Raw genomic sequence first — 19,073 nt, forward strand, 5'->3', positions numbered from 1 at the left:
GAATCACAACTTTACTGATTTAACATCTTTCAACAGCTGCTTTTTTTCCTGTTCAAAATAATACACTCTGGGCAAGTTAAAGTGAACAATCATTTCATGTGCAAGGCTTGCACAAACGAATGTAACAGATCTCCAATCAATGGTTTCAAACATTTGAGCATTCTCCTTCTGGATGTTTTATTCATGTATATGGAGAAGGGAACTTGTTTGATACTATGTGGAGAATAAGAAATGCTCTCTTTTGCTCATATGAGAAAAGACCCCGGCGGAATGCCAAGGTCCTTTAAGCCATGTTATTCAATTTTCTTATTTAGAAAATCCGCTCATGTTTGATTGAGCAAATGAAACTAAGCGCTTTGTGATTTCTCCGCCAACAGATCCGTTAGCACGAGAAGTTGTTTCTGCACCTAAGTTCACTCCAAACTCAGAAGCGATTTCGTACTTCATTTGATCGATTGCTTGCTGTGCACCAGGTACAACTAGTTGATTTGAAGAATTGCTGTTTGATTGTGCCATGTAAATACACTCCTTGATATAATATAGTTTTTGGGTAAGCTGGAGTTGCACCAGTGCATGAGTCTTAATGATTCATGGCCTTCTCGGCTAACCCATCATGATAAGGTGCTGCGGGTTGTTTAACTGTTGTTATTACGTATTATGTATTTCCCGAGAAAATATATGCACATGCTAAAATGGTAATTATTATGGAAATATAGGTATTACATAAAGTGAAAGAAAGTTAGGGAATATATAAAGAGGAAGCAAGTATATGAAGCTGCAGGTGATAAAAATGAACATGTGCCCGCTTTGTAATGGGTTTAACGACGAGATCGAAGCCGCAACCTGTCCGAATTGCAAAATTAACATGATGGATCATGGGAAAATAACCGATTATATGGATGCGTACAGCGCATATATGGAGATTGATACAATGAAGCTTTTCGATGGGGTAATGGACTCCCTAGAATCACATCAGTGCATCCATTTGTTTTCATGCAGCAATTGTCTTCATGAAGAAGCAAAACAAATTAGGGAGCAGGAAAGGGATGGTTCTTTGGAGGGAGGAGCCCTGCAATAAAAAAAATCAGCCTGAGAGATTCTCAGGCTGATTTGGACCTTATTATTGTTCACTTGCCGGACGAATACGAACCTCTGTCTCTTTATTAAAGAAGTGAGCTTTGTTCATATCAAGAGCAAGCTGGATGATTTGGTCTGGTCTTACATCTGTGCGAGAATCTACGCGTGCAATGAAGTCCTGGCCTTCAATTTTAGAGTAGAGCATCGTTTCAGCACCCATAAGCTCAGATACTTCAATTTTTGCATCTACTTTTGATCCGTGAGAAGATTCGATGAAAACTGGCTCATCATGGATATCTTCAGGACGAACTCCCATGATCAATTCTTTGCCGACGTAGCCTTGCTCACGGAGATACTTCATTTTCCCTTCAGGAACAACAATGGATTGAGTTCCAATTGAGAATTTTCCGTCTGTTAATTGACCTGTAAAGAAGTTCATGGATGGTGAACCGATAAATCCGCCAACAAAAAGGTTTTCAGGCTTTTCATATACTTCTTTCGGTGCACCGACCTGCTGAATGATACCGTCTTTCATAACAACGAGGCGTGTTGCCATTGTCATTGCTTCTGTTTGGTCATGCGTTACATAAATTGTTGTCGTTTGCAGGCGGTGATGAAGCTTAGAAATTTCAGCACGCATTTGCACACGCAATTTAGCATCTAAGTTTGATAATGGCTCATCCATTAAGAATACTTTTGCATCACGGACGATGGCACGTCCAAGTGCAACACGCTGACGCTGACCGCCTGATAATGCTTTAGGCTTGCGGTCTAAGTATTGATCAAGGCCCAAAATGCGTGAAGCATCTTTCACTCGGCGATCGATCTCATCTTTAGGGAATTTGCGGAGTTTAAGTCCAAATGCCATGTTGTCATAGACAGACATATGTGGATAAAGCGCGTAGTTCTGGAATACCATCGCGATGTCGCGGTCTTTCGGCGCAACGTCATTCATGCGTTTTCCGTCAATTGAGAAGTCGCCTTTAGAGATTTCCTCAAGGCCTGCAATCATACGAAGAGTCGTTGATTTACCGCAGCCAGATGGGCCAACGAAAACGATGAATTCTTTATCTTCAATATGAAGGTTAAAGTCTTCAACTGCCGTTACCTTGTTATCATACATTTTATAAATATTGTTTAATTTAAGCTCAGCCATTTGAATCCTCCTCAGAAAATGAAAACGTTTTATTTGTAAATTCAGTTTAATTCATTTCTGAAGATAAGCCTATGGACAGGTTGCACAAAAAAATGTAAGGGTTTTCGTGCAAGATGAACAGCAGAGTTATTCAGTAAAGTGTTCTAGAAACTGCATAACTAAAAATGCAGCGGCAGCCTCATAGAAGTGCTTAATATCTATTCCGGTTTTTTCGATGAATTTCTCGATTCGGTATTGAACGCTATTCCTGTGCATATATAACTTTTTCGCGGTAAGAGAGACGTTAAGATTGCATTCAAAGTAAACTTGGAGCGTTTGAATAAGCTCCCTATCCTCAAATGATTCGGTTAAAAATTCGGAGAATACTTGCTCGCTGATCAGGCTGCTGCCATCAAAAATAAGGATGGGAAGAGCTTCATGAAAGGTTAAGCATTTCTTCCTTCTAAAGGATTTATAAATCGCCTCAAAGCAGCTTTGTTCTGCAAGAATTTTTGTCTTCAATGAGACGGTCATTCTGTGAAGCTGTCCAATATAAACATACAGCTCAATGAAAAAATCACTTGTAAATGTATCAATCCACTGATCAAAGCTTTCCTTATCAACAACGGGCTCAGAGTTTTCTTCAAAAATAATCCCTTTATGACGGCTGATCCATAATATCGTCGAAGATGGAATCGATCCCTGCATCGCTTCTTCAAAGTTTTGTTTATCTGCGACCGGGTGCTTGCTGTAGAAATAATAGCACCTGATGCTGTTTGAAGAAGGGAGAAATGGAGGACCATTTTCACCGTACAAATAATGCAGCCATTTTTCAGAACGATCGCCGTGTTCCCCAAATCTATGGTCATAGGGTGTATATAATGTGGACAGCAGGTTTTCCTCCTGCTCTGTCACAGCACTTTTCAAAATGCCAAACAGCTGTCCCTCATCTGTTTTGAACCACAAATATTCGGCCTTATCATGAGAATAGGCAAGAGAGAAGGCTTCTTTGTAATGGGATGCTAATTTCTCAATCATAATGATATCTCCTTTCCCTGCCTTTCTATTATATAAAAAGAAGAGAGCCTGGCGATAGCCTAGCTCTCATTTTGAGCGGGAGGTTCTTCTTGTTCGAGGTCACGTGCTTCTTCAATATTCGTGTACTTATCCCGCATATGCACAGAACCGCCTGATAATCCTTCATTGATCATTCTGTCTATATCCAAATATGCTTGATCTCTGCCCTCATACTCCATATCTTTTTGTTCATACGTTTCCTTGTTTTTCATGATGACCCTCCTTCGATTTATGTTTTTATTTTACGAAGGAAGGGTGGAAATTAACCATCATAAACATGAAACAGCATTAACTCGTGAATATGCGAACGAATTTGTTCTTCATCATCTAATGCAGGAGTGGAAGTTCCCCATTCGATTTCGCCATTTTTATGGTAAACCGCATCGTAGTGAATTCCTTTAAAGTAAAAAGAGACCCGCCAGCCAGGCAAATTTGTTTGTTTGAATAAAGGCTTCCATTGAAAATGTGTAATCATCTCATTCATCGCTCCTTATATTTTTATCTTAAAGGAAGTTGAGAGCGAAGTGAAGATGTTCCTTCAGACAGCTGCAGAAATAAATCTGAAAGCTTGTCGATGCGGTGTGTTTGAATATGGGACTCATCGAAGCTCATGGGTTTGCTGTTTACTTCGTAAATGACCGGTCCCTTTTCCGTTACTCCAATATCCATTGAAAATTCGCCGATCTGCCCAAAATGGGAGACTAACTCCCTGCCGGCAATTTTTACAATCAACTGAAGCTCCTCCATGCTGACTCTGTCTGAAACAGATTCATATGATAAAATCGACCCGCCATTTGGAACATGTGTGGTTAGTGTCTGATTATTTGCGGCTAGACGTACGCCAATTCCGCAGATGAGAAAATCATTTCCTGATAGAAGCGCAAGTACCCGAAGGTCATATTTTTTGTGATGAAACGTATTTGCGGCTATTTCTTCTTGCATGAGATAGCCATCATAAAAAGGGAATTTTTTTGCTGCAAAAACCTGCTTATCGAAGAATTCACATGTACCATCAACCGATGTTACCTCATAATGATGTCCTGCAGAGCGTATCCGGTAGATTCCCTGTCCCTGACTGCTCCTCAATGGCTTCAAATACGCACATGAACGGGAAGCGAGAAAAGAGTTGATTTCCGCTGCTGAATGTACTTTTTCTGTATAGGGGAGATAGGAATGCAGAGATTTGGACAGGATTTGGTGCACCTTCCACTTATCAAAAAAGAAAGGATTAAAAAATGGGATTTGTGCTGAAATCATTTGTTCTTTAAATAACTGAAAGTGTTCTCTGCTTTCTTCATCCCGGGAAGCGATCCGATTGTAGATGACATCCGGGTACGGACATGCAATTTTTGCCCATTGCTGTTTTTTCATACTGAAGGCAAATCCTTCAACATGGCGATCTTTCACGCCGCTCAAAGTAAATACATAGCAAAAGCCTCCAATTTCTCTCAATTTGCGCTGAAGCCTTTTAAAGTACTTACCATCCCCATGAAAGATTTTCCCCTGTCCTCCTTCACCCGTAAGGATGCCGACAACTGGTCTGCAAAGAAGCAGGTTCATTCGTAAAGGACCTCTGGTTTTTCAATCGCTATTTTCGTCAAATACAGAGCGTACTGAAGAGACAGCTTTCTCGAATGCAAATCTTCTTCTATTAATGCAGGATGAGAAAAGATGGATCTTCCCGGTTTTGAATTTGCCTCAAACAGCCACACATTTTTGCAGGCGTCAATGCCCAAATCAAAGCCAATCTCACCAATAAAACCATCAATGCTTTGGTCAATCTTCTCGCTTAGGACAAGAGCTGCAAGAGTGAGTGAACGAAAAGCCTGATTGCGTTCATCTTCCTGTTCAAATAGCTCTTCAAGGGTTTTGATCATGCCACCATTATCTAGATGAGTAGTAACACTGCCTTTACCCGCCATTTTGGCGGCAATGGCTGTAACATGAAAGCGGCCTTTTGAATCCTTATTCGTATGAACACGAAAGTCGATCTGCTGCTGATCAACCCGGATTAGTTTTATCCGCTCTTGAAGGAGGTAATCATCCATCTTCCTGCTTCCAAATGAATACATGAAAAATTGATCAAGCGATCTGTATTTGCGCAGTATGTTATCTTCCTGTTCTGAACGGTATCTGCAGTAGTAAGTCTGATCATCCGGAGAATAGATTAATTGAAATACACCTAGTCCAAGACTGCCGTTGCGCGGCTTTAAATACACGCTTTTATGACGGTTGAGCATTTCTTCAATTGCTTCTTTTGAGGGAGCAAGCTTAGTCTCCGGCAAATACAAGGCTGTCTCAGAGTGGGGAAGCAGGAGCTGGTGAATGGTCCATTTATCAAAAAAACCAGGATTAAACCATGGAATCCCATACTCCGTTCTAAGACGCTTTTTGACCATTTTCAAGGCTTGATGTTCTTCTATTTCCCGGTTCGGCAAACGGTCATATACAACGTTCGGAAGCGGAATTTTCACCTGTCTAAAGCCTTCATCATCAAACGTAAAACCATTTACGATGCCAGTTTCCCAATCAATGAGGTGTGCCCCAAAAACATAAGCAAACAATCCTGCTGATTTTTGTGCTGTTAAGTACTTCGCAAAAAATAACGAGCGATTTCCTATTGGCCGCATAATCGAGCCGGTGAATCCAGCAGTGAATATGCCTATCAGCGGTCCAAGGTAGACAGTGTTCTGGTGAAAAATCAATTGCGTTTTTCCAAGTGGAAGATGGAGATCATCCATTAAGTCCTTTGAAATTTTTATTGCTCCATTCAGCTCCTGAAATTCGACAATACAACTAGATGCTGCAGTTCCAAAGATAACCACCGTAAGATCCTGATTTGTTTCATGCCTTGCGGAAGCCGGAAGAATTAATGTTTTTGATGCAGTGAAAGTGACGGTTATGTTGTAAGAAGGATTCATAAAACACCTCCTGCCTATTTTTTGTATTCAGCTTAATGGCTTTCATCCTAATAAGATTCGCTCAGAAATAGAGAGTAATCAATAATGGAGCGCGCTGATGGACGTGTTCCTAAGGATTTGCGCTCTTCTGCATTTTTTGAAGGCTTTGTGTTGACTTCAATAATCCAGGGATGCCCTCCTGAATCAATGGCAAGGTCAATTCCGAATTCACCGAAAAGCCCGCCTGCAAACATACCCAATGCCTCCGAAATCTCAAGTGAAAGTTCATTTAAAAGCTTTCTAATATGAGCTGCTTCTGACAATTCAAAAGAAGAAGATAATGCAGCTTTAATTGTGTACAGCGAGCCGCCGCGGGCTAAATTGGCTACAAATTGATTTTCCGCTGAAACCCGGGCAACGGCAGAAGAGATTTTCCACTGCGAGAAATTTCTTTTATGGCACAAAATCCGAAAATCCATTGGCCTGTTCTCATAATTCAGCAGGTCGATTCCTTCTTGTACGATAAAAGCCTCCTTCTTTATTCTTGGAAGCAGACTTTGAAAAAGCTCGTCGAAAGAAAGATAATCCCGCAGCAAATGCCCTGAAAATGTAGAATAATCAAGTTCAAATCCTTCATCCGAATGAGAGATTCTGTAAATCCTTTTTCCCTGGCTGCCGTTAATAGGTTTGAGGAAAACAACAGGGTACTGTTGAACCATTGATTTAAGAACCGTTTTTGACGTAATCAGTTCTGTTTTCGGCAGGAAGGGAGTCATGTGGGAATTTGAACATAAAATCTGATGAACTTCCCATTTATTTAAAAATCGGTCATTAAAATAGGGAACTTTATGGTGTATGAAATCTGCTGTCATGTTTAAATAGTCCTGTGACTGTTCCAGGGTGCGGGAATGAATGCGATTATGAACAGCACTTGGATGCGGAACGGAACATTCCTGCCATTCATTCTTTCTGAGTGTGTAGCCCCTCATCTTTTCTTTATGAAAATCAGACAGGGAGAAAACATAAAAGAAGATTCCCTTATCAAAGCTGCAAGAAGCGAGTTCTCTGCAAAAGGAATCAATACTTCCAAAGGATACAGGCTTCTCACAAGCATTCGTTTCAGTTAATACCGCAAAAACAGGCCCAAGCTGAAGCAGGTTTCTATCTGAATCGTATCTTATGCTTATCGTAAAAGGCTGAACAGGAAGCGAAAGCTCTTTAAGCAGCTCTTCATGAACAGAAACATGTGAATGTTCTTCATTCATACATACGATTTTTGCAAAAATACTATTCCTTCCGCACACTACTTTTGAAAAGCCTGAGGCAAATGGCAATCTTAGTTTTTCTCTCAAAGAATGACTGATTCGAATGCTTTTGCTGCCATGAAATGTAAGATCGGGTGATACATCTATTTTTTCTCTATTCATAGGAAACCCTCATTTGCTCACTGTTCTAACAAGCACTATAATAAGTTTATAGGCAGACGCTGATATGAACATAGTATGATAAATCAGGGAATCGGTGAGATTTGGAAGGCAGATGGATATGACTGGATTGACGTTAATTTTGTTTATGGTAGCTATTGGAGCAGCAATTGGCGGAGTGACAAATCACCTTGCCATTAAGATGCTCTTCAAACCTCATAATGCGAAGTATATATTTGGAAAGAGAATACCGTTTACACCGGGACTTATTCCAAAACGGCGCGAAGAACTTGCAGCTCAGATGGGGGAAATGGTTGTCGGGCATTTGCTTACCCCAGAGGGCATTCGAAAAAAACTCGCAAATGATGATTTTCTTAAAACGGTGACATCATGGGTAAATAATGAAGCGAAACGGTTTATAAACAGTGAAAAAACAGTGACAGCATATGCTGCTGAATTTGGCATCACAGATTTGGATGGGAAAATTGAAACAAAGCTCAGTGAGATGATTGACTATAAAATGAAAGGGAAGGTTGAGCAATATCGGGGGCTTACTGTTAAAGAAGCATTACCTGCACACCTGAACGAAAAAATAGAGCAATCACTGCCTGCAGTTTCAGAATTTATTGTTCAGAAGGGCATTGACTATTTTCAGAGCGAAGAAGGAAAGCAGCGCATGAAAAGCATGATTGATGACTTTCTTGCAGAAAGAGGCATGCTCGGGGGAATGCTTCAAATGTTTTTAGGAAATACGAGCGTGTTTGATAAGGTGCAGCCAGAAGTGCTGAAATTCCTTCGAAACGGTGAAACAAAAAGTTTGCTTACTTCCATACTTGAAAAAGAGTGGAAGAGAATGAAAGAACTTAAACTGAAAGACTTTGAAGAAAAATTCAGTCTTGATGAGATACTGACTCTGACAAAGCAGGCAATTCTGAAGGAAATCGCGATCAAAGACAGGCTGAATGTTCCTGTTTCTCACTATTTACTCACTTATGCCGATTCGATAACACATGACTTTATTCCAAGAATGGTGAAATTGGCAGTTGAATACGTACAAAACAATATGGAAAAGATGCTTGGACAGCTGCACCTTCAAGAGATTGTCAGAGAGCAGGTTCAATCTTTTTCTGTTTCCAGACTTGAAGAAATGGTTCTCGGTATTTCGAGAAGGGAATTTACTATGATTACTTACCTCGGTGCATTGCTTGGGGGAATCATTGGAGGTTTTCAGGCTATCGTCGTCATGCTTATCGGATAGAGAAATGGGCACGAAATGAAATTTGTTGAATAGTTTGTTATAGTTGTAGGGTGCTTTAAGGCACTGCGTGAAAAGATGTTAGGAGGAATATTTATGGCAGCGAATGTTTATGACTTAGGATATGATCTTGAGAAAGCACTTAGAGAAAGCGATGACTTCAAAACACTAAAGAGACTTTATGATGAAGTGAACGCTGATGATTCAGCACGGACTTTGTTTGAAAGCTTCAGAGATATTCAATTAAATCTTCAGCAAAAGCAAATGTCAGGCCAGGAAATTTCTCCTGAAGAAATTGAACAGGCACAAAAATCGGTTGCCCTTGTTCAGCAGCACGATAAGATTTCTAAGCTGATGGAAGCTGAACAGCACATGAGCATGACAATAGCAGAATTGAATAAAATTATCATGAAGCCGCTTGAAGAGCTTTACGGCAGTCTTCAGCAATAATAAGGATACGGAGCGAAATAGATGCTCCGTTTTTTTTATTGGGTGTACATCTGCAGCTAATAAGTTGAGATTTTGGCTAATATAAGGCAATTTCAGCTTATTGGTATGAATATCGGCTTAAACATCAATCAAGAGGAAAATTCGGTACAAAATGAAAAAACAGCTAATCGAAATAAAACTTTCGCAAATAAATTGGGAATTTGCGCTAAAAAAACATGTCCCTTCGTTTTTTTCTTACCTGCCGATCCGCATTACTTAATGATTTTTCAGAATAAATCAAATAATAAAACGCTTTCATTTTTTTATTAAAACCCCTTGTCAAATTAGACCTAACTTGCAATAATAAATGTAAGCGTTTTTATTTCACTTATTTAATGGTCTGCGATTATGGGGATAATCGCTTGAACCGTTCTGTCTTCGGAGTTTGCGGGTAACAGATTCCGGCACGTACTAATGGGAGAAGGTTAAATATAGGGGTTTTTCACTTATAGAAACAGCTCTGTGACTAAAATCACAGAGCTGTTTTCGTTTTTTAGAGATTGATTTCTAAATCACTTAACAGAGGCTGGAGGTCATTTCGTTCTATTTCAGGATGAAGGGACATATCCTCATATTAGAAATCAGACATCAGCTGAAGGGGGATTCACAGTGATCTACCGACTACTAGCGTTAAATATTGATGGAACATTGCTTCGTTCCAACGGTCGACTTCAACCTTCTACAAGGGAAGCGGTCCATTATGTTCAAAAAAAGGGAGTCTACGTCACTCTCGTTACAAGCCGCAATTTTCAGACGGCAAAAAAACTTGCAAAAGCGCTTAAGATAAACAATATTTTGATTACGCACAGCGGTGCGTTCATTTCCGATAAAGTTGACAGATCTTTTTATGAAAACAGAATATCCGAGGAAAAAACATTTAACCTTGTTCAAGTGCTCGAAACATTTGATTGCAACGTCCGAATTGTGCATGAGCGTTTTTCGCTCGGAAACCGGAAGAAAGTATCATCAAATATCGTAGGAAAAACATTGTTAAGCCCATCGGATCCTCTGTTTTATCCAGTCCAGTTTGTTGATTCGCTTGGAGAAAACTTAAGAGATGAACCGCTCTCGGCACCAAAGATTGAAGTGTACTTTTCAGAAGAACATGAATGCAGAGAGGTTGAAAAGCTCCTTTCTGACTCGTTCGAAGGCATTACAATAAGGGTAAAAAACCAAACAGTGCTTGAAATTACAGCGAAAGGCGTTTCAAAGGAGAACGGCTTAAGGCTGCTTGGTCAGCATTTAAACATTCTCCCTGAAGAAATGGTCGCAATTGGAGACGCGGATGATGATAAAGAAATGATTGAGATGGCAGGTCTTGGAGTAGCGATGGGGAACGCGCCAAATTATGTAAAAAAAGCTGCTGACTGGATTACCAGAAATAACGATGATCAGGGTGTTTCATACATGGTAAAAGAACATTTCAGAAAGCAGCATCGGATTGAGTTTTTAGATAAATTGAAGGTTGATCGATAAAAATAGATCACAGCTTATTAGGAGAGCTTTAAGGGAGAAAACATCAAAATACAGAAGAAAACGGGTCCTAAATTGCAAAACAATTTGTATCCGTTTTTTTGTTGTTTCGGGGTGCACTCACTCTCAAGTGGTACTTAAAACCCTAAGTTGGCTTGTATCGGGGAATTAGCGATCCGGTATGATTCCCAAAGTCTATAATTGGCATCATTTTAAGAACGAAAACGTATGGTATTGTGTAACGAATCCGAGCTTTTACTATTATCTACAAAGATCAGGATAAGGTCGAAAAGAGCCCGATTGCCCGCCGTCTTGAAAAAGGAAGCAAAGACATTAGCCAATAACTGAACATCCCGCCCTTTAAGCTAATTGTAAATTCTATGTTAATCTGTATCCTTTTACAAAGGATTTTTATAGATTAATAAGAAGATATAAGGATGCTGAAAAAGGAGGACCATCATGATAAACAAAGCAGCTGTACGAAAGCCGTTTCTTATGAAAATGTGGGAGAATTACCCGAAGCTTTGGAAGGGTTTAATTGATTTTGGAATACTGATGAAATACAGAACATTGGATATCAGCAAACTTCCAGACAAAATTGTGCTGCCGTCCTCAACCGTTCTTTTTGTCGATGCAAAGGAGAATCGGGGCAGAGCTCTGCTGATCAGCGGGGGAGTAACACAAAAGAGGCTTCTTTCTTTTTGGCAGCAGGCTGTTGAAACAGTGAAGCCCGACTATATCATTGATATTGGCGTCAACTATGGCGAATGTATTTTCTCAGTGATCTATCCGAAACATACAAAGATTTATGGAATTGAAGCAAACCGAAACCTGCTTACATATATCAGCCAATCCCGGGATGCTCATCCGAATCATTCACAAATCAGGATTGTTCATGCTTTTGCTTCCGATTCAGACGGAGAAGATAAACTCTTTTTTATAGATAATCATTGGTCAGGCACATCTTCAGCTTCCTATATGCCTGCGCATCAAATGGTAGACGAGGTTTCAATCAAGACAATAACAGTTGATTCATTATTTAAAAAGGGCATGGAAAATGAAACGGTTCTTTTTAAAGTTGATGTGGAAGGATATGAGGCTTTTGTTTTAAAGGGAATGAAGCAATTATTTGAAAACAGCCGTTCAGTTCTTGGTTTTATTGAATTCAACAGTGAGTATTTTGAAAAGTCAGGGGTAGACCCGAATCATTTTTTCGAGTATCTGAATCAGTATTTTACCATTTATATTTATAAAGAGAATGACGATATTGTAAAAGTAAAATCACTCAAAATAGAAATATTCCATGAAATGTTCGGATCTCATTATGTTCATACAGATCTTATCTTGGCGACAGATGAAGAAATGGCTGATTCATTAACAGGGAATGGAAAGAGCTGATGCCTACAGCTCTTTTTTTTTGAGATTTTTGTATTCTTATAAAAAACAATCTATGCAAAAACAGTCATTGTTCAAAAGAACGAGAAGGTATTTTCGTTTTTATTTAGAAATAATAAGGTATATATTTTTTTCGAGAGATAAGATAGTATAAAATTTTGCGCATTGATGTCTAGCTCCACCGCCCAACTCCTTAAACAGAGCAAATCCGTCAAAAAAGTCAAATCCGACTTTTCTGCCTGATGCTTATCTGCCATGCCTGAGCTAAACGGGCGCTTGCGCATTTCTTATCATGTACGGGGCAATCACACTACGGGTCACTAACTAAAGAAAGAAGGTAAAGAGATGAAAGGGGACTTCTTTTCAAATTACGAAAAGTATATTATTGTGCCGCTCGAAGTACAAAATGCTAATCAAGAATTTAATCCAGGCGAGTATCAATCGCACTTTATTCTTACGCTGTCCCTTTATGATTCACTCATCTCAAATTGGAGTGAAGCAGGCAAATTCGAGATTGAAATAGGAATGGGCCTTGAAAAGGTTCTTGAAGATTTTAACCGTAAACATGGGGATAGTTATCATCTGCAAGTTCTCGAACTGGATCATGAAAAGCCATATTTTGTTTTGGCTTTCTCAAGTAAAGCCAAAATTGCAAGTGAAGAAGCCGAAGACCGGATTTCCTATGTGTTAGAGATCCTGCTTTCAAATCACTTTTATGTCGGGCAAAGCTGGTACAGGCTGATTGGCGATAAAGGGAGAATTAAACGCCAGCTTTTCAGCTACTCTATTAAAGAGTACTTTGCAATGGAATCCGCTAATGCTTAATGAATAATAAATCTGTTTTAACAAGTAACAGGAGTCTCCGCATGCATTCATTTGGTTTATCAGCCGGGAAAATGATATTCTATGTAAAGAGCTGACAAGGTATAGGAGGATTTTTACATGAATATTAAACTTATTGCACTTGATATGGATGGAACACTACTGAATGAAAAAAAAGAAATTTCAGAAGCCAATCGAAAAGCGATCAGAGACGCTGAAGCTCGGGGCATACATGTAGTGATAAGCACCGGCAGAAGCATGGCAACACTGAGGGATCTTGCTAAGTCACTCAGCTTATCTTCTTATTTGGTAACTGTAAATGGAAGTGAGATTTGGGATGAGCATGGGGAACTTGTAGAGAGGAATATTGTCCATAATGATTTGATGACATGGATGTTCGACCTTTCTAAAGCACATAAAACGGGCTATTGGGCAACGAGCACAGAAAGAGTATTCTTCAATGAAATGCCAGAGGACTTAAGCACTTATCAGTGGCTGAAGTTTGGATACGAAATTGAAGATGACAAAGCACGGGAGACCATTTTAAATGAGCTCCGCAGCAGAGGAGAATTTGAAATCACCAATTCAAGTCCTACAAACCTCGAGGTGAATGCAATTGGAATCAATAAAGCCAAAGGCATTGAGATGGTATGCGGCCTGCTCGGCATTACAATGGAAAACGTGATGGCCTGCGGCGACAGTATGAATGACCTGGCAATGATTAAAGAAGCCGGTCTGGGTGTTGCCATGGGAAATGCACAGGAGATCGTCAAAGAAGCAGCAGACTGGGTTACTTTGTCAAATGATGAAGACGGAGTTGCAGAAGCAATTAAAAAATACGTGCTGTAAATTGGGAGCAGATGGCGTTTAGCCATCTGCTTTTTAACTTTTTCGGCTAAAAAAAGATGATTTCAGCTAAATCATAAGATTTGCAGATAAATGCAGCAATAAATGGCTAAAACAAAACAGCCGTTAGCTAATAAAACCTTTGAAATGGCTAAATGAATAAAAAGCGCTATAAAAACTTTAGTTTTCGCTAAATGGCCAGCTGCATTTGGTACAGGCTCACTGCTTCTAGCAGGCCAGATAACGAATCCGTCTCTGCTTTTCTAAATTGACCATAAGCTCCAGGTTTTGTACACTTAAGGAAGTTTTGAATCTAAAAGAAGATAAGGTGAGAGTCTTGCGTTTTAATATAAATGGCATAAGTGATGAACGACTTTATCGTCCGCTGCAGTTAATTTCAAATTTGTTTTATGAAGAAACAGAGCTGAAGTTTGAAGAGTCAGAAGCGGACCTCAGCATCGTTTTTGAAATAGAAGTAAATAACGGCAACATCAGCGTCCGCGGAACTCTGTCTGATATGAAAGGATATGAACAAGCGGCAGCGCACGAAAAAATTATTCCAGATGACCAGAGTGAAAAAGAAACCTTCAAAGCGGTCAAACATTCACTTGTTTTTGTGCATCTGAACCTGCTTCAGGAATACACTGGCATCATTCAGCAGTGGGGGATTTTAACGGGCATACGTCCAACAAAGCTTCTTCATAAAAGATTGCGTGAAGGCATGTCCAAAGTGGAAGCGCATCGAATGCTTTCCGAAGAGTATTTGATCTCAGATGAGAAAATTCAACTCATGCAGCGGATCGTTGATCGTCAATTGAGTGTTGTTCCTGATTTATATGATCTTTCACATGAAGTAAGCATCTATATAGGGATTCCGTTCTGCCCAACAAAATGTGCATATTGTACGTTCCCGGCATACGCAATCGGCGGCAGACAGGGCTCTGTCGATTCTTTTCTTGGCGGATTGCATTATGAAATTCGTGAGATGGGAAAATGGCTGAAAGAGAAAAAAATCAAAATCACAACGGTTTATTATGGCGGCGGTACTCCAACAAGCATTACTGCAGAAGAAATGGATATGCTGTATGAGGAAATGTTTAAGGCTTTTCCAGGTGTAGATAACATCCGCGAGTTGACAGTGGAAGCAGGACGCCCTGATACCATTACAGAAGATAAGCTCAACGTTTTAAAAAAATGGAATATAGACCGGATCAGCATTAATCCGCAATCCTATATTAATGAAACCCTGAAAGCAATAGGCAGGCATCATTCTGTTCAGGAAACGATTGATAAATTCCACTTAGCCCGTCAGATGGGAATGAACAATATTAACATGGATTTGATTATCGGTCTGCCTGGTGAAGGAGTAAAGGAATTTGATTACACCCTCTCAGAAACAAAAAAACTGATGCCTGAATCATTGACTGTCCATACATTATCCTTTAAGCGTGCTTCTGAAATGACTAGGAATAAACAAAAATACAAAGTAGCAGGCCGTGAGGAAATTGAAGAAATGATGGACCATGCCGTAAAATGGACGGATGAGAATGGATACGCCCCTTATTACCTGTACCGTCAAAAAAACATACTTGGCAATCTGGAAAACGTAGGCTATGCGCTTGAAGGGCAGGACAGCATCTACAACATTATGATAATGGAAGAACAGCAATCCATTATCGGTCTTGGGTGCGGTGCTGCAAGCAAATTTGTGGACCCTAAGACAGGGAAAATTACACAATTTGCAAATCCAAAGGATCCAAAATCCTATAACGATAGCTTCCAGCACTATACTGACGCGAAAATTAAAATTCTGGACGAAATGTTTGGCTGATTTTGAGATGAGAGGCTTTCCCATGTATTGGGAAAGCCTCTTTTTTAGTAAGGACTGATTTTCTTTTTGTACCTGTAGAAGAAGGAGAGTAGAAGTGTTGTATTAAAATAAAAAAATTATGTGTTTATACTTATTGCTGTTTTTTAATTAATCGATTCTTGCATATCACGTATCATTATCCTGGAAAAAATGTTTCACAATAATTGCGGACAAAACCTGCTTATCCAATTATTTTTTGGCATAACGATGCGTTTAACATTGGCATTAGCCGAGAACATATCATAAGAAAGGGCATATAATTATTATGTAATTCTTTATTTATGCATAGTAGATAGGAAAACCATGATTGGCACATAGGTAACCATGTGAAAGTATTGCCGCTATTTGTTCTAAATTTCTTCCAACTTACTATCCGGCATGGCGATACAAATGAAGCTGATCAAAGGAGGACTTTACAGTATGGCTGGAAATACGTTCGGCGAGATGTTCAAAATCACGACCTTCGGAGAGTCGCATGGAGCGGCGGTCGGTGTCATCGTGGACGGTGTGACGCCTGAGGTCGATCTGAGCGAAGAATATATTCAGATTCAGATGAATCGCAGAAAGCCAGGCCAATCCACCGTGACTTCACCGCGCAAAGAATACGATATCGTCCATATTTTATCAGGTGTATTTGAGGGGAAGACGACCGGTACGCCGCTTTTTGTGATCCTGCACAATCATGACATGAACCCGGCAGCTTACAGCAGTATTCAACATGCTTTCCGCCCGGGCCATGCGGACTTTACGTATCTCAAGAAGTACGGAATTCGTGATCACCGAGGGAGTGGGAGGGCATCCGGAAGGGAAACAGCAGGCCGAGTGGTAGGTGGGGCAGTGGCGCGTAAACTACTGGAACGAAGGGGTGTGCAGGTGCTGGCTTATACGAAAGAAATCGGGGGAATTGCATGCCGGTTGTTCGAAGAGCAAGCCATCGAGCAAAATGCCGTCCGTGCCTGCGACCCGACAGCAGCAACTGAAATGACGAATAAGATCGAGCAGTTGGCGGCGGTTGGCGACAGCTGCGGAGGCATCGTAGAATGCCGGATCCGCGGTGTCATCCCCGGCCTCGGTGAACCGGTATTCGATAAGCTGGATGCAGAGTTAGCCAAGGCAATGTTATCTATCGGCGCGGTGAAAGGCATAGAATTTGGTTCTGGCTTCTCCGCAGCTTCGATGCTTGGAAGCGAGCATAACGACGAGATGAGCTCCGCTGGTTTTTTGTCTAATCATTCGGGTGGGATTATCGGCGGAATAAGTACAGGACAAGAAATCATTTTCCGAGTTGTCGTAAAGCCGACGTCATCGATTTCGGTTCCGCAGAAGACGATCAACGTTAGAGGAGAAGAACAGGAGATTCGAACAGAAGGCAGGCATGATCCGTGTATTTGCCCGAGAATCGTGCCGGTCATCGAGGCGATGGCATGCCTGGTATTGGAAGATCATTATAAACGACAAACCGCTATGCTGGGCTGAAGATTATTTAGAACGGAGAGTTATCCATGTCTGACGACAAGCTGGAGAGTGAGAGGAAGTTAAAGGATTTACTGGTACGTTTAACGGATTCGCCATTTTACAAACGAAAATTAGCGGATTATAATCTGATGAACATAGGGTTAAAGAAAATCTCTACATTGCCGATTACAGTAAAAGGCGAACTTCGAAAGGCAGGAGCATTTGACCATCTTGCTGTTGACCGTAAAGAAACGGTGCATTATTGCGAATCGTTCGGCACTACTGGAGAACCGACATCTGCTTGGTTTACGAAGGAGGATTTGGAAACCGGCATAAGACAAATAAAAGGATGCAGGGTACGGTTTGACAAAGAAGACATTGTACTGCTTCGATTTCCACATGGATTGACGGCTACCGCATTTCTAATGCAGCAAACCTGCCTTCAAGTGGGGGCGACGATCATCCCCGAGCACAGTACGGTTACACCTTATCCTAAGGTGCTTGATCTCATGAATCGACTGTACGTCACGATCATTGCCGGATCTCCTCGAGAGATAGAATTGCTGGCCGAGACGACGCGCTTGCTAGGTTTAAACAGTAGCGAGCATTTCCCCTCTCTCCGGGCGATTATTGTTACCGGAGAAGTAGTGGGTGAACGTCGAAAGGAGCATTTGAAACGGAGGTGGGGTGTTCCAATAATTGATATATATAGTACTGCCGAGACTGCTAATATTGCAGCTATGTGCGAGCATGGCGCGATGCATGTCTTAGAGCAGGACGTTGTGGTTGAAGCGCTGAAGGAAGATGGTTCCGGGCTTGCCAAACCGGGGGAGAGGGGGCTCGCTGCGATTACGACATTGTCCCATCAAGCTTCACCGCTGCTGCGGTATCTCAACGAAGACGTGATCTCAGTCGAGCAGGGTTTATGCGCATGCGGCCAAACCGAAAGCAAGCTCGTCCATTATGGTCGACTGAAGAATAGAACTAGATTTGGGGAGATTGTGTTGGATGACAAGGATATTCAGGACGCCATATACTCGTTGGCTCCGGTACCCGATGCTTGGAAAGCTATGCAGCAAGAGAACGGATTTCATATGATTCTCGATTCGGAGCGATATGCCGATTGGTCGTTAGAGGGAATTCAGGTTCAATTATCCGAAATGCTGAAGGTGACGGTAACCGCGGAGATCGGCTTCGGTACGCTGCTTAACCGGGATGAGCTCGCACGAAATGTTGCTTCAAAGAGACAGGTCTATATATGTAAGCGCGACAACGAAGATCCCGACACAAGCAGCTCCATTCTACTGCGAGACTTGCTTCGTCGCGGTTACAGCGAGTTTATGAGCTGCAAGTACGAGAAAGCACAGCAATTGTTCGAAGAGGCGGTAGCGCTGATTCCACACAGTGCAGAAGCGCATGCATGGCTGGCTGCGGTTTACGGTCGGCAGATAGATGCCGCTTGGAGTTTGACGGAGAAAATTGAACTTTTTCCGATGCTGGAAAACGAGATCACGACCGCCCTTGAAATCGACCCGACATTGCCACTCGCTAGGAGAATGAACGGATCCAAATTGTTAAATACGCCGTATATGCTAGGTGGAGACCCCGCCGCCGCAGCCAATGAATTCCGTTATTGTATCGACCAGGGGATGAATGACGTTGAAATATGGGTATCCCTGGCTGAATGCTATATGAAAACGGATGATCCGGTTAAAGCGAAAGAAGTACTAAAAGTAGCATTGGCTCTAGAGCCAATGCATGAAAGGGCGGCACAATTATTGCAGCAAGCAAAAAAACGCAAGCATTTATGAAAAATAGAGAATAAAAGGTAAGAAAGTATAAAGTTCCTGAAAAT

19 protein-coding genes are annotated in these 19,073 nt (G+C 41.1%); 10 read left to right on the plus strand and 9 right to left on the minus strand.

Translation table 11 applies throughout. The features are described from left to right. Nucleotides 1-3 precede the first annotated feature (3 nt). The gene (locus LIT25_04460; protein USK34620.1) at nucleotides 4-153 is read right to left on the minus strand and encodes a hypothetical protein; all 150 of its coding nucleotides are present in this window, start codon (nucleotides 151-153) and stop codon (nucleotides 4-6) included. Nucleotides 154-306: 153 nt separating this feature from the next. Beyond that, the gene (locus tag LIT25_04465) at nucleotides 307-516 is read right to left on the minus strand and encodes an alpha/beta-type small acid-soluble spore protein (GenBank protein ID USK34621.1); all 210 of its coding nucleotides are present in this window, start codon (nucleotides 514-516) and stop codon (nucleotides 307-309) included. A gap of 253 nt (nucleotides 517-769) precedes the next feature. Here LIT25_04465 and LIT25_04470 point away from each other — a divergent pair, with 253 nt between their 5' ends. Continuing rightward, entirely contained in the window at nucleotides 770-1,078 is a 309-nt protein-coding gene (locus LIT25_04470) for a hypothetical protein (GenBank protein USK34622.1), read from the plus strand. A gap of 42 nt (nucleotides 1,079-1,120) precedes the next feature. On the opposite strand, the gene ugpC is transcribed toward LIT25_04470, so the two are convergent. The 7 genes from ugpC to LIT25_04505 all read right to left on the minus strand — a co-directional run bounded on the left by ugpC (nucleotide 1,121) and on the right by LIT25_04505 (nucleotide 7,616). Beyond that, a complete protein-coding gene (gene ugpC / locus LIT25_04475) occupies nucleotides 1,121-2,233 on the minus strand; it encodes a sn-glycerol-3-phosphate ABC transporter ATP-binding protein UgpC (GenBank protein USK34623.1) in 1,113 nt (370 codons plus the stop codon). Between the two features lie 126 nt (nucleotides 2,234-2,359). Next, nucleotides 2,360-3,250 carry a helix-turn-helix domain-containing protein gene (locus tag LIT25_04480; GenBank protein USK34624.1) on the minus strand — a complete coding sequence of 297 codons (891 nt, stop codon included), beginning with the start codon at nucleotides 3,248-3,250 and terminating at the stop codon, nucleotides 2,360-2,362. 59 nt (nucleotides 3,251-3,309) lie between these two features. Next, nucleotides 3,310-3,501 (minus strand): hypothetical protein, encoded by a 192-nt coding sequence (locus LIT25_04485; protein ID USK34625.1) that lies wholly within the window; start codon nucleotides 3,499-3,501, stop codon nucleotides 3,310-3,312. Between the two features lie 50 nt (nucleotides 3,502-3,551). Continuing rightward, nucleotides 3,552-3,764, minus strand: a complete 213-nt coding sequence (locus LIT25_04490) for a YheE family protein (protein ID USK34626.1) — start codon at nucleotides 3,762-3,764, stop codon at nucleotides 3,552-3,554. A 23-nt stretch (nucleotides 3,765-3,787) separates the two neighbouring features. Then, entirely contained in the window at nucleotides 3,788-4,849 is a 1,062-nt protein-coding gene (locus LIT25_04495; protein ID USK34627.1) for a YheC/YheD family protein, read from the minus strand. After that, on the minus strand, nucleotides 4,846-6,210 hold the full coding sequence (locus LIT25_04500) for a YheC/YheD family protein (GenBank protein USK34628.1): 1,365 nt from the start codon (nucleotides 6,208-6,210) through the stop codon (nucleotides 4,846-4,848). Before LIT25_04500 ends, LIT25_04495 begins: the two co-directional genes overlap by 4 nt. 47 nt (nucleotides 6,211-6,257) lie before the next feature. Then, on the minus strand, nucleotides 6,258-7,616 hold the full coding sequence (locus tag LIT25_04505; GenBank protein USK34629.1) for a YheC/YheD family protein: 1,359 nt from the start codon (nucleotides 7,614-7,616) through the stop codon (nucleotides 6,258-6,260). A gap of 118 nt (nucleotides 7,617-7,734) precedes the next feature. On the opposite strand from LIT25_04505, the gene LIT25_04510 reads away from it, so the two are divergent. The 9 genes from LIT25_04510 to LIT25_04550 all read left to right on the plus strand — a co-directional run bounded on the left by LIT25_04510 (nucleotide 7,735) and on the right by LIT25_04550 (nucleotide 19,029). Continuing rightward, nucleotides 7,735-8,871: a DUF445 family protein gene (locus tag LIT25_04510; protein USK34630.1), complete on the plus strand. Its 1,137-nt coding sequence runs from the start codon at nucleotides 7,735-7,737 to the stop codon at nucleotides 8,869-8,871. A 93-nt stretch (nucleotides 8,872-8,964) separates the two neighbouring features. Then, nucleotides 8,965-9,318, plus strand: a complete 354-nt coding sequence (locus LIT25_04515) for a YlbF family regulator (protein ID USK34631.1) — start codon at nucleotides 8,965-8,967, stop codon at nucleotides 9,316-9,318. Nucleotides 9,319-9,966: 648 nt separating this feature from the next. Beyond that, nucleotides 9,967-10,833, plus strand: coding sequence for a Cof-type HAD-IIB family hydrolase (locus LIT25_04520; GenBank protein ID USK34632.1), 867 nt, complete (start codon nucleotides 9,967-9,969; stop codon nucleotides 10,831-10,833). Nucleotides 10,834-11,289: 456 nt separating this feature from the next. Then, on the plus strand, nucleotides 11,290-12,228 hold the full coding sequence (locus LIT25_04525; GenBank protein USK34633.1) for an FkbM family methyltransferase: 939 nt from the start codon (nucleotides 11,290-11,292) through the stop codon (nucleotides 12,226-12,228). Between the two features lie 342 nt (nucleotides 12,229-12,570). Continuing rightward, a complete protein-coding gene (locus LIT25_04530; GenBank protein ID USK34634.1) occupies nucleotides 12,571-13,050 on the plus strand; it encodes a hypothetical protein in 480 nt (159 codons plus the stop codon). Nucleotides 13,051-13,167: 117 nt separating this feature from the next. After that, nucleotides 13,168-13,896 carry a Cof-type HAD-IIB family hydrolase gene (locus LIT25_04535; protein ID USK34635.1) on the plus strand — a complete coding sequence of 243 codons (729 nt, stop codon included), beginning with the start codon at nucleotides 13,168-13,170 and terminating at the stop codon, nucleotides 13,894-13,896. A gap of 304 nt (nucleotides 13,897-14,200) precedes the next feature. Continuing rightward, nucleotides 14,201-15,724 carry a coproporphyrinogen III oxidase gene (locus LIT25_04540; GenBank protein ID USK34636.1) on the plus strand — a complete coding sequence of 508 codons (1,524 nt, stop codon included), beginning with the start codon at nucleotides 14,201-14,203 and terminating at the stop codon, nucleotides 15,722-15,724. 459 nt (nucleotides 15,725-16,183) lie between these two features. Beyond that, on the plus strand, nucleotides 16,184-17,239 hold the full coding sequence (gene aroC, locus LIT25_04545; GenBank protein USK34637.1) for a chorismate synthase: 1,056 nt from the start codon (nucleotides 16,184-16,186) through the stop codon (nucleotides 17,237-17,239). 26 nt (nucleotides 17,240-17,265) lie between these two features. Continuing rightward, nucleotides 17,266-19,029: a tetratricopeptide repeat protein gene (locus LIT25_04550; GenBank protein ID USK34638.1), complete on the plus strand. Its 1,764-nt coding sequence runs from the start codon at nucleotides 17,266-17,268 to the stop codon at nucleotides 19,027-19,029. Nucleotides 19,030-19,073 lie beyond the last annotated feature (44 nt).

Source organism: Bacillus sp. F19, from assembly GCA_023823795.1.
Taxonomy (GTDB): Bacteria; Bacillota; Bacilli; order Bacillales; family Bacillaceae; genus Bacillus_P.

Bases quoted from the DNA above. Each gene is read 5' to 3' on its own strand.
- LIT25_04525 (USK34633.1), top strand. From the start codon at position 11,290: ATGATAAACAAAGCAGCTGTACGAAAGCCGTTTCTTATGAAAATGTGG.
- LIT25_04505 (USK34629.1), bottom strand. From the start codon at position 7,616: ATGAATAGAGAAAAAATAGATGTATCACCCGATCTTACATTTCATGGC.
- LIT25_04510 (USK34630.1), top strand. From the start codon at position 7,735: ATGACTGGATTGACGTTAATTTTGTTTATGGTAGCTATTGGAGCAGCA.
- LIT25_04530 (USK34634.1), top strand. From the start codon at position 12,571: ATGAAAGGGGACTTCTTTTCAAATTACGAAAAGTATATTATTGTGCCG.
- LIT25_04515 (USK34631.1), top strand. From the start codon at position 8,965: ATGGCAGCGAATGTTTATGACTTAGGATATGATCTTGAGAAAGCACTT.
- LIT25_04485 (USK34625.1), bottom strand. From the start codon at position 3,501: ATGAAAAACAAGGAAACGTATGAACAAAAAGATATGGAGTATGAGGGC.
- LIT25_04480 (USK34624.1), bottom strand. From the start codon at position 3,250: ATGATTGAGAAATTAGCATCCCATTACAAAGAAGCCTTCTCTCTTGCC.
- LIT25_04460 (USK34620.1), bottom strand. From the start codon at position 153: ATGTTTGAAACCATTGATTGGAGATCTGTTACATTCGTTTGTGCAAGC.
- LIT25_04490 (USK34626.1), bottom strand. From the start codon at position 3,764: ATGATTACACATTTTCAATGGAAGCCTTTATTCAAACAAACAAATTTG.
- LIT25_04465 (USK34621.1), bottom strand. From the start codon at position 516: ATGGCACAATCAAACAGCAATTCTTCAAATCAACTAGTTGTACCTGGT.
- ugpC (USK34623.1), bottom strand. From the start codon at position 2,233: ATGGCTGAGCTTAAATTAAACAATATTTATAAAATGTATGATAACAAG.
- aroC (USK34637.1), top strand. From the start codon at position 16,184: ATGGCTGGAAATACGTTCGGCGAGATGTTCAAAATCACGACCTTCGGA.
- LIT25_04535 (USK34635.1), top strand. From the start codon at position 13,168: ATGAATATTAAACTTATTGCACTTGATATGGATGGAACACTACTGAAT.
- LIT25_04495 (USK34627.1), bottom strand. From the start codon at position 4,849: ATGAACCTGCTTCTTTGCAGACCAGTTGTCGGCATCCTTACGGGTGAA.
- LIT25_04550 (USK34638.1), top strand. From the start codon at position 17,266: ATGTCTGACGACAAGCTGGAGAGTGAGAGGAAGTTAAAGGATTTACTG.
- LIT25_04470 (USK34622.1), top strand. From the start codon at position 770: ATGAAGCTGCAGGTGATAAAAATGAACATGTGCCCGCTTTGTAATGGG.
- LIT25_04500 (USK34628.1), bottom strand. From the start codon at position 6,210: ATGAATCCTTCTTACAACATAACCGTCACTTTCACTGCATCAAAAACA.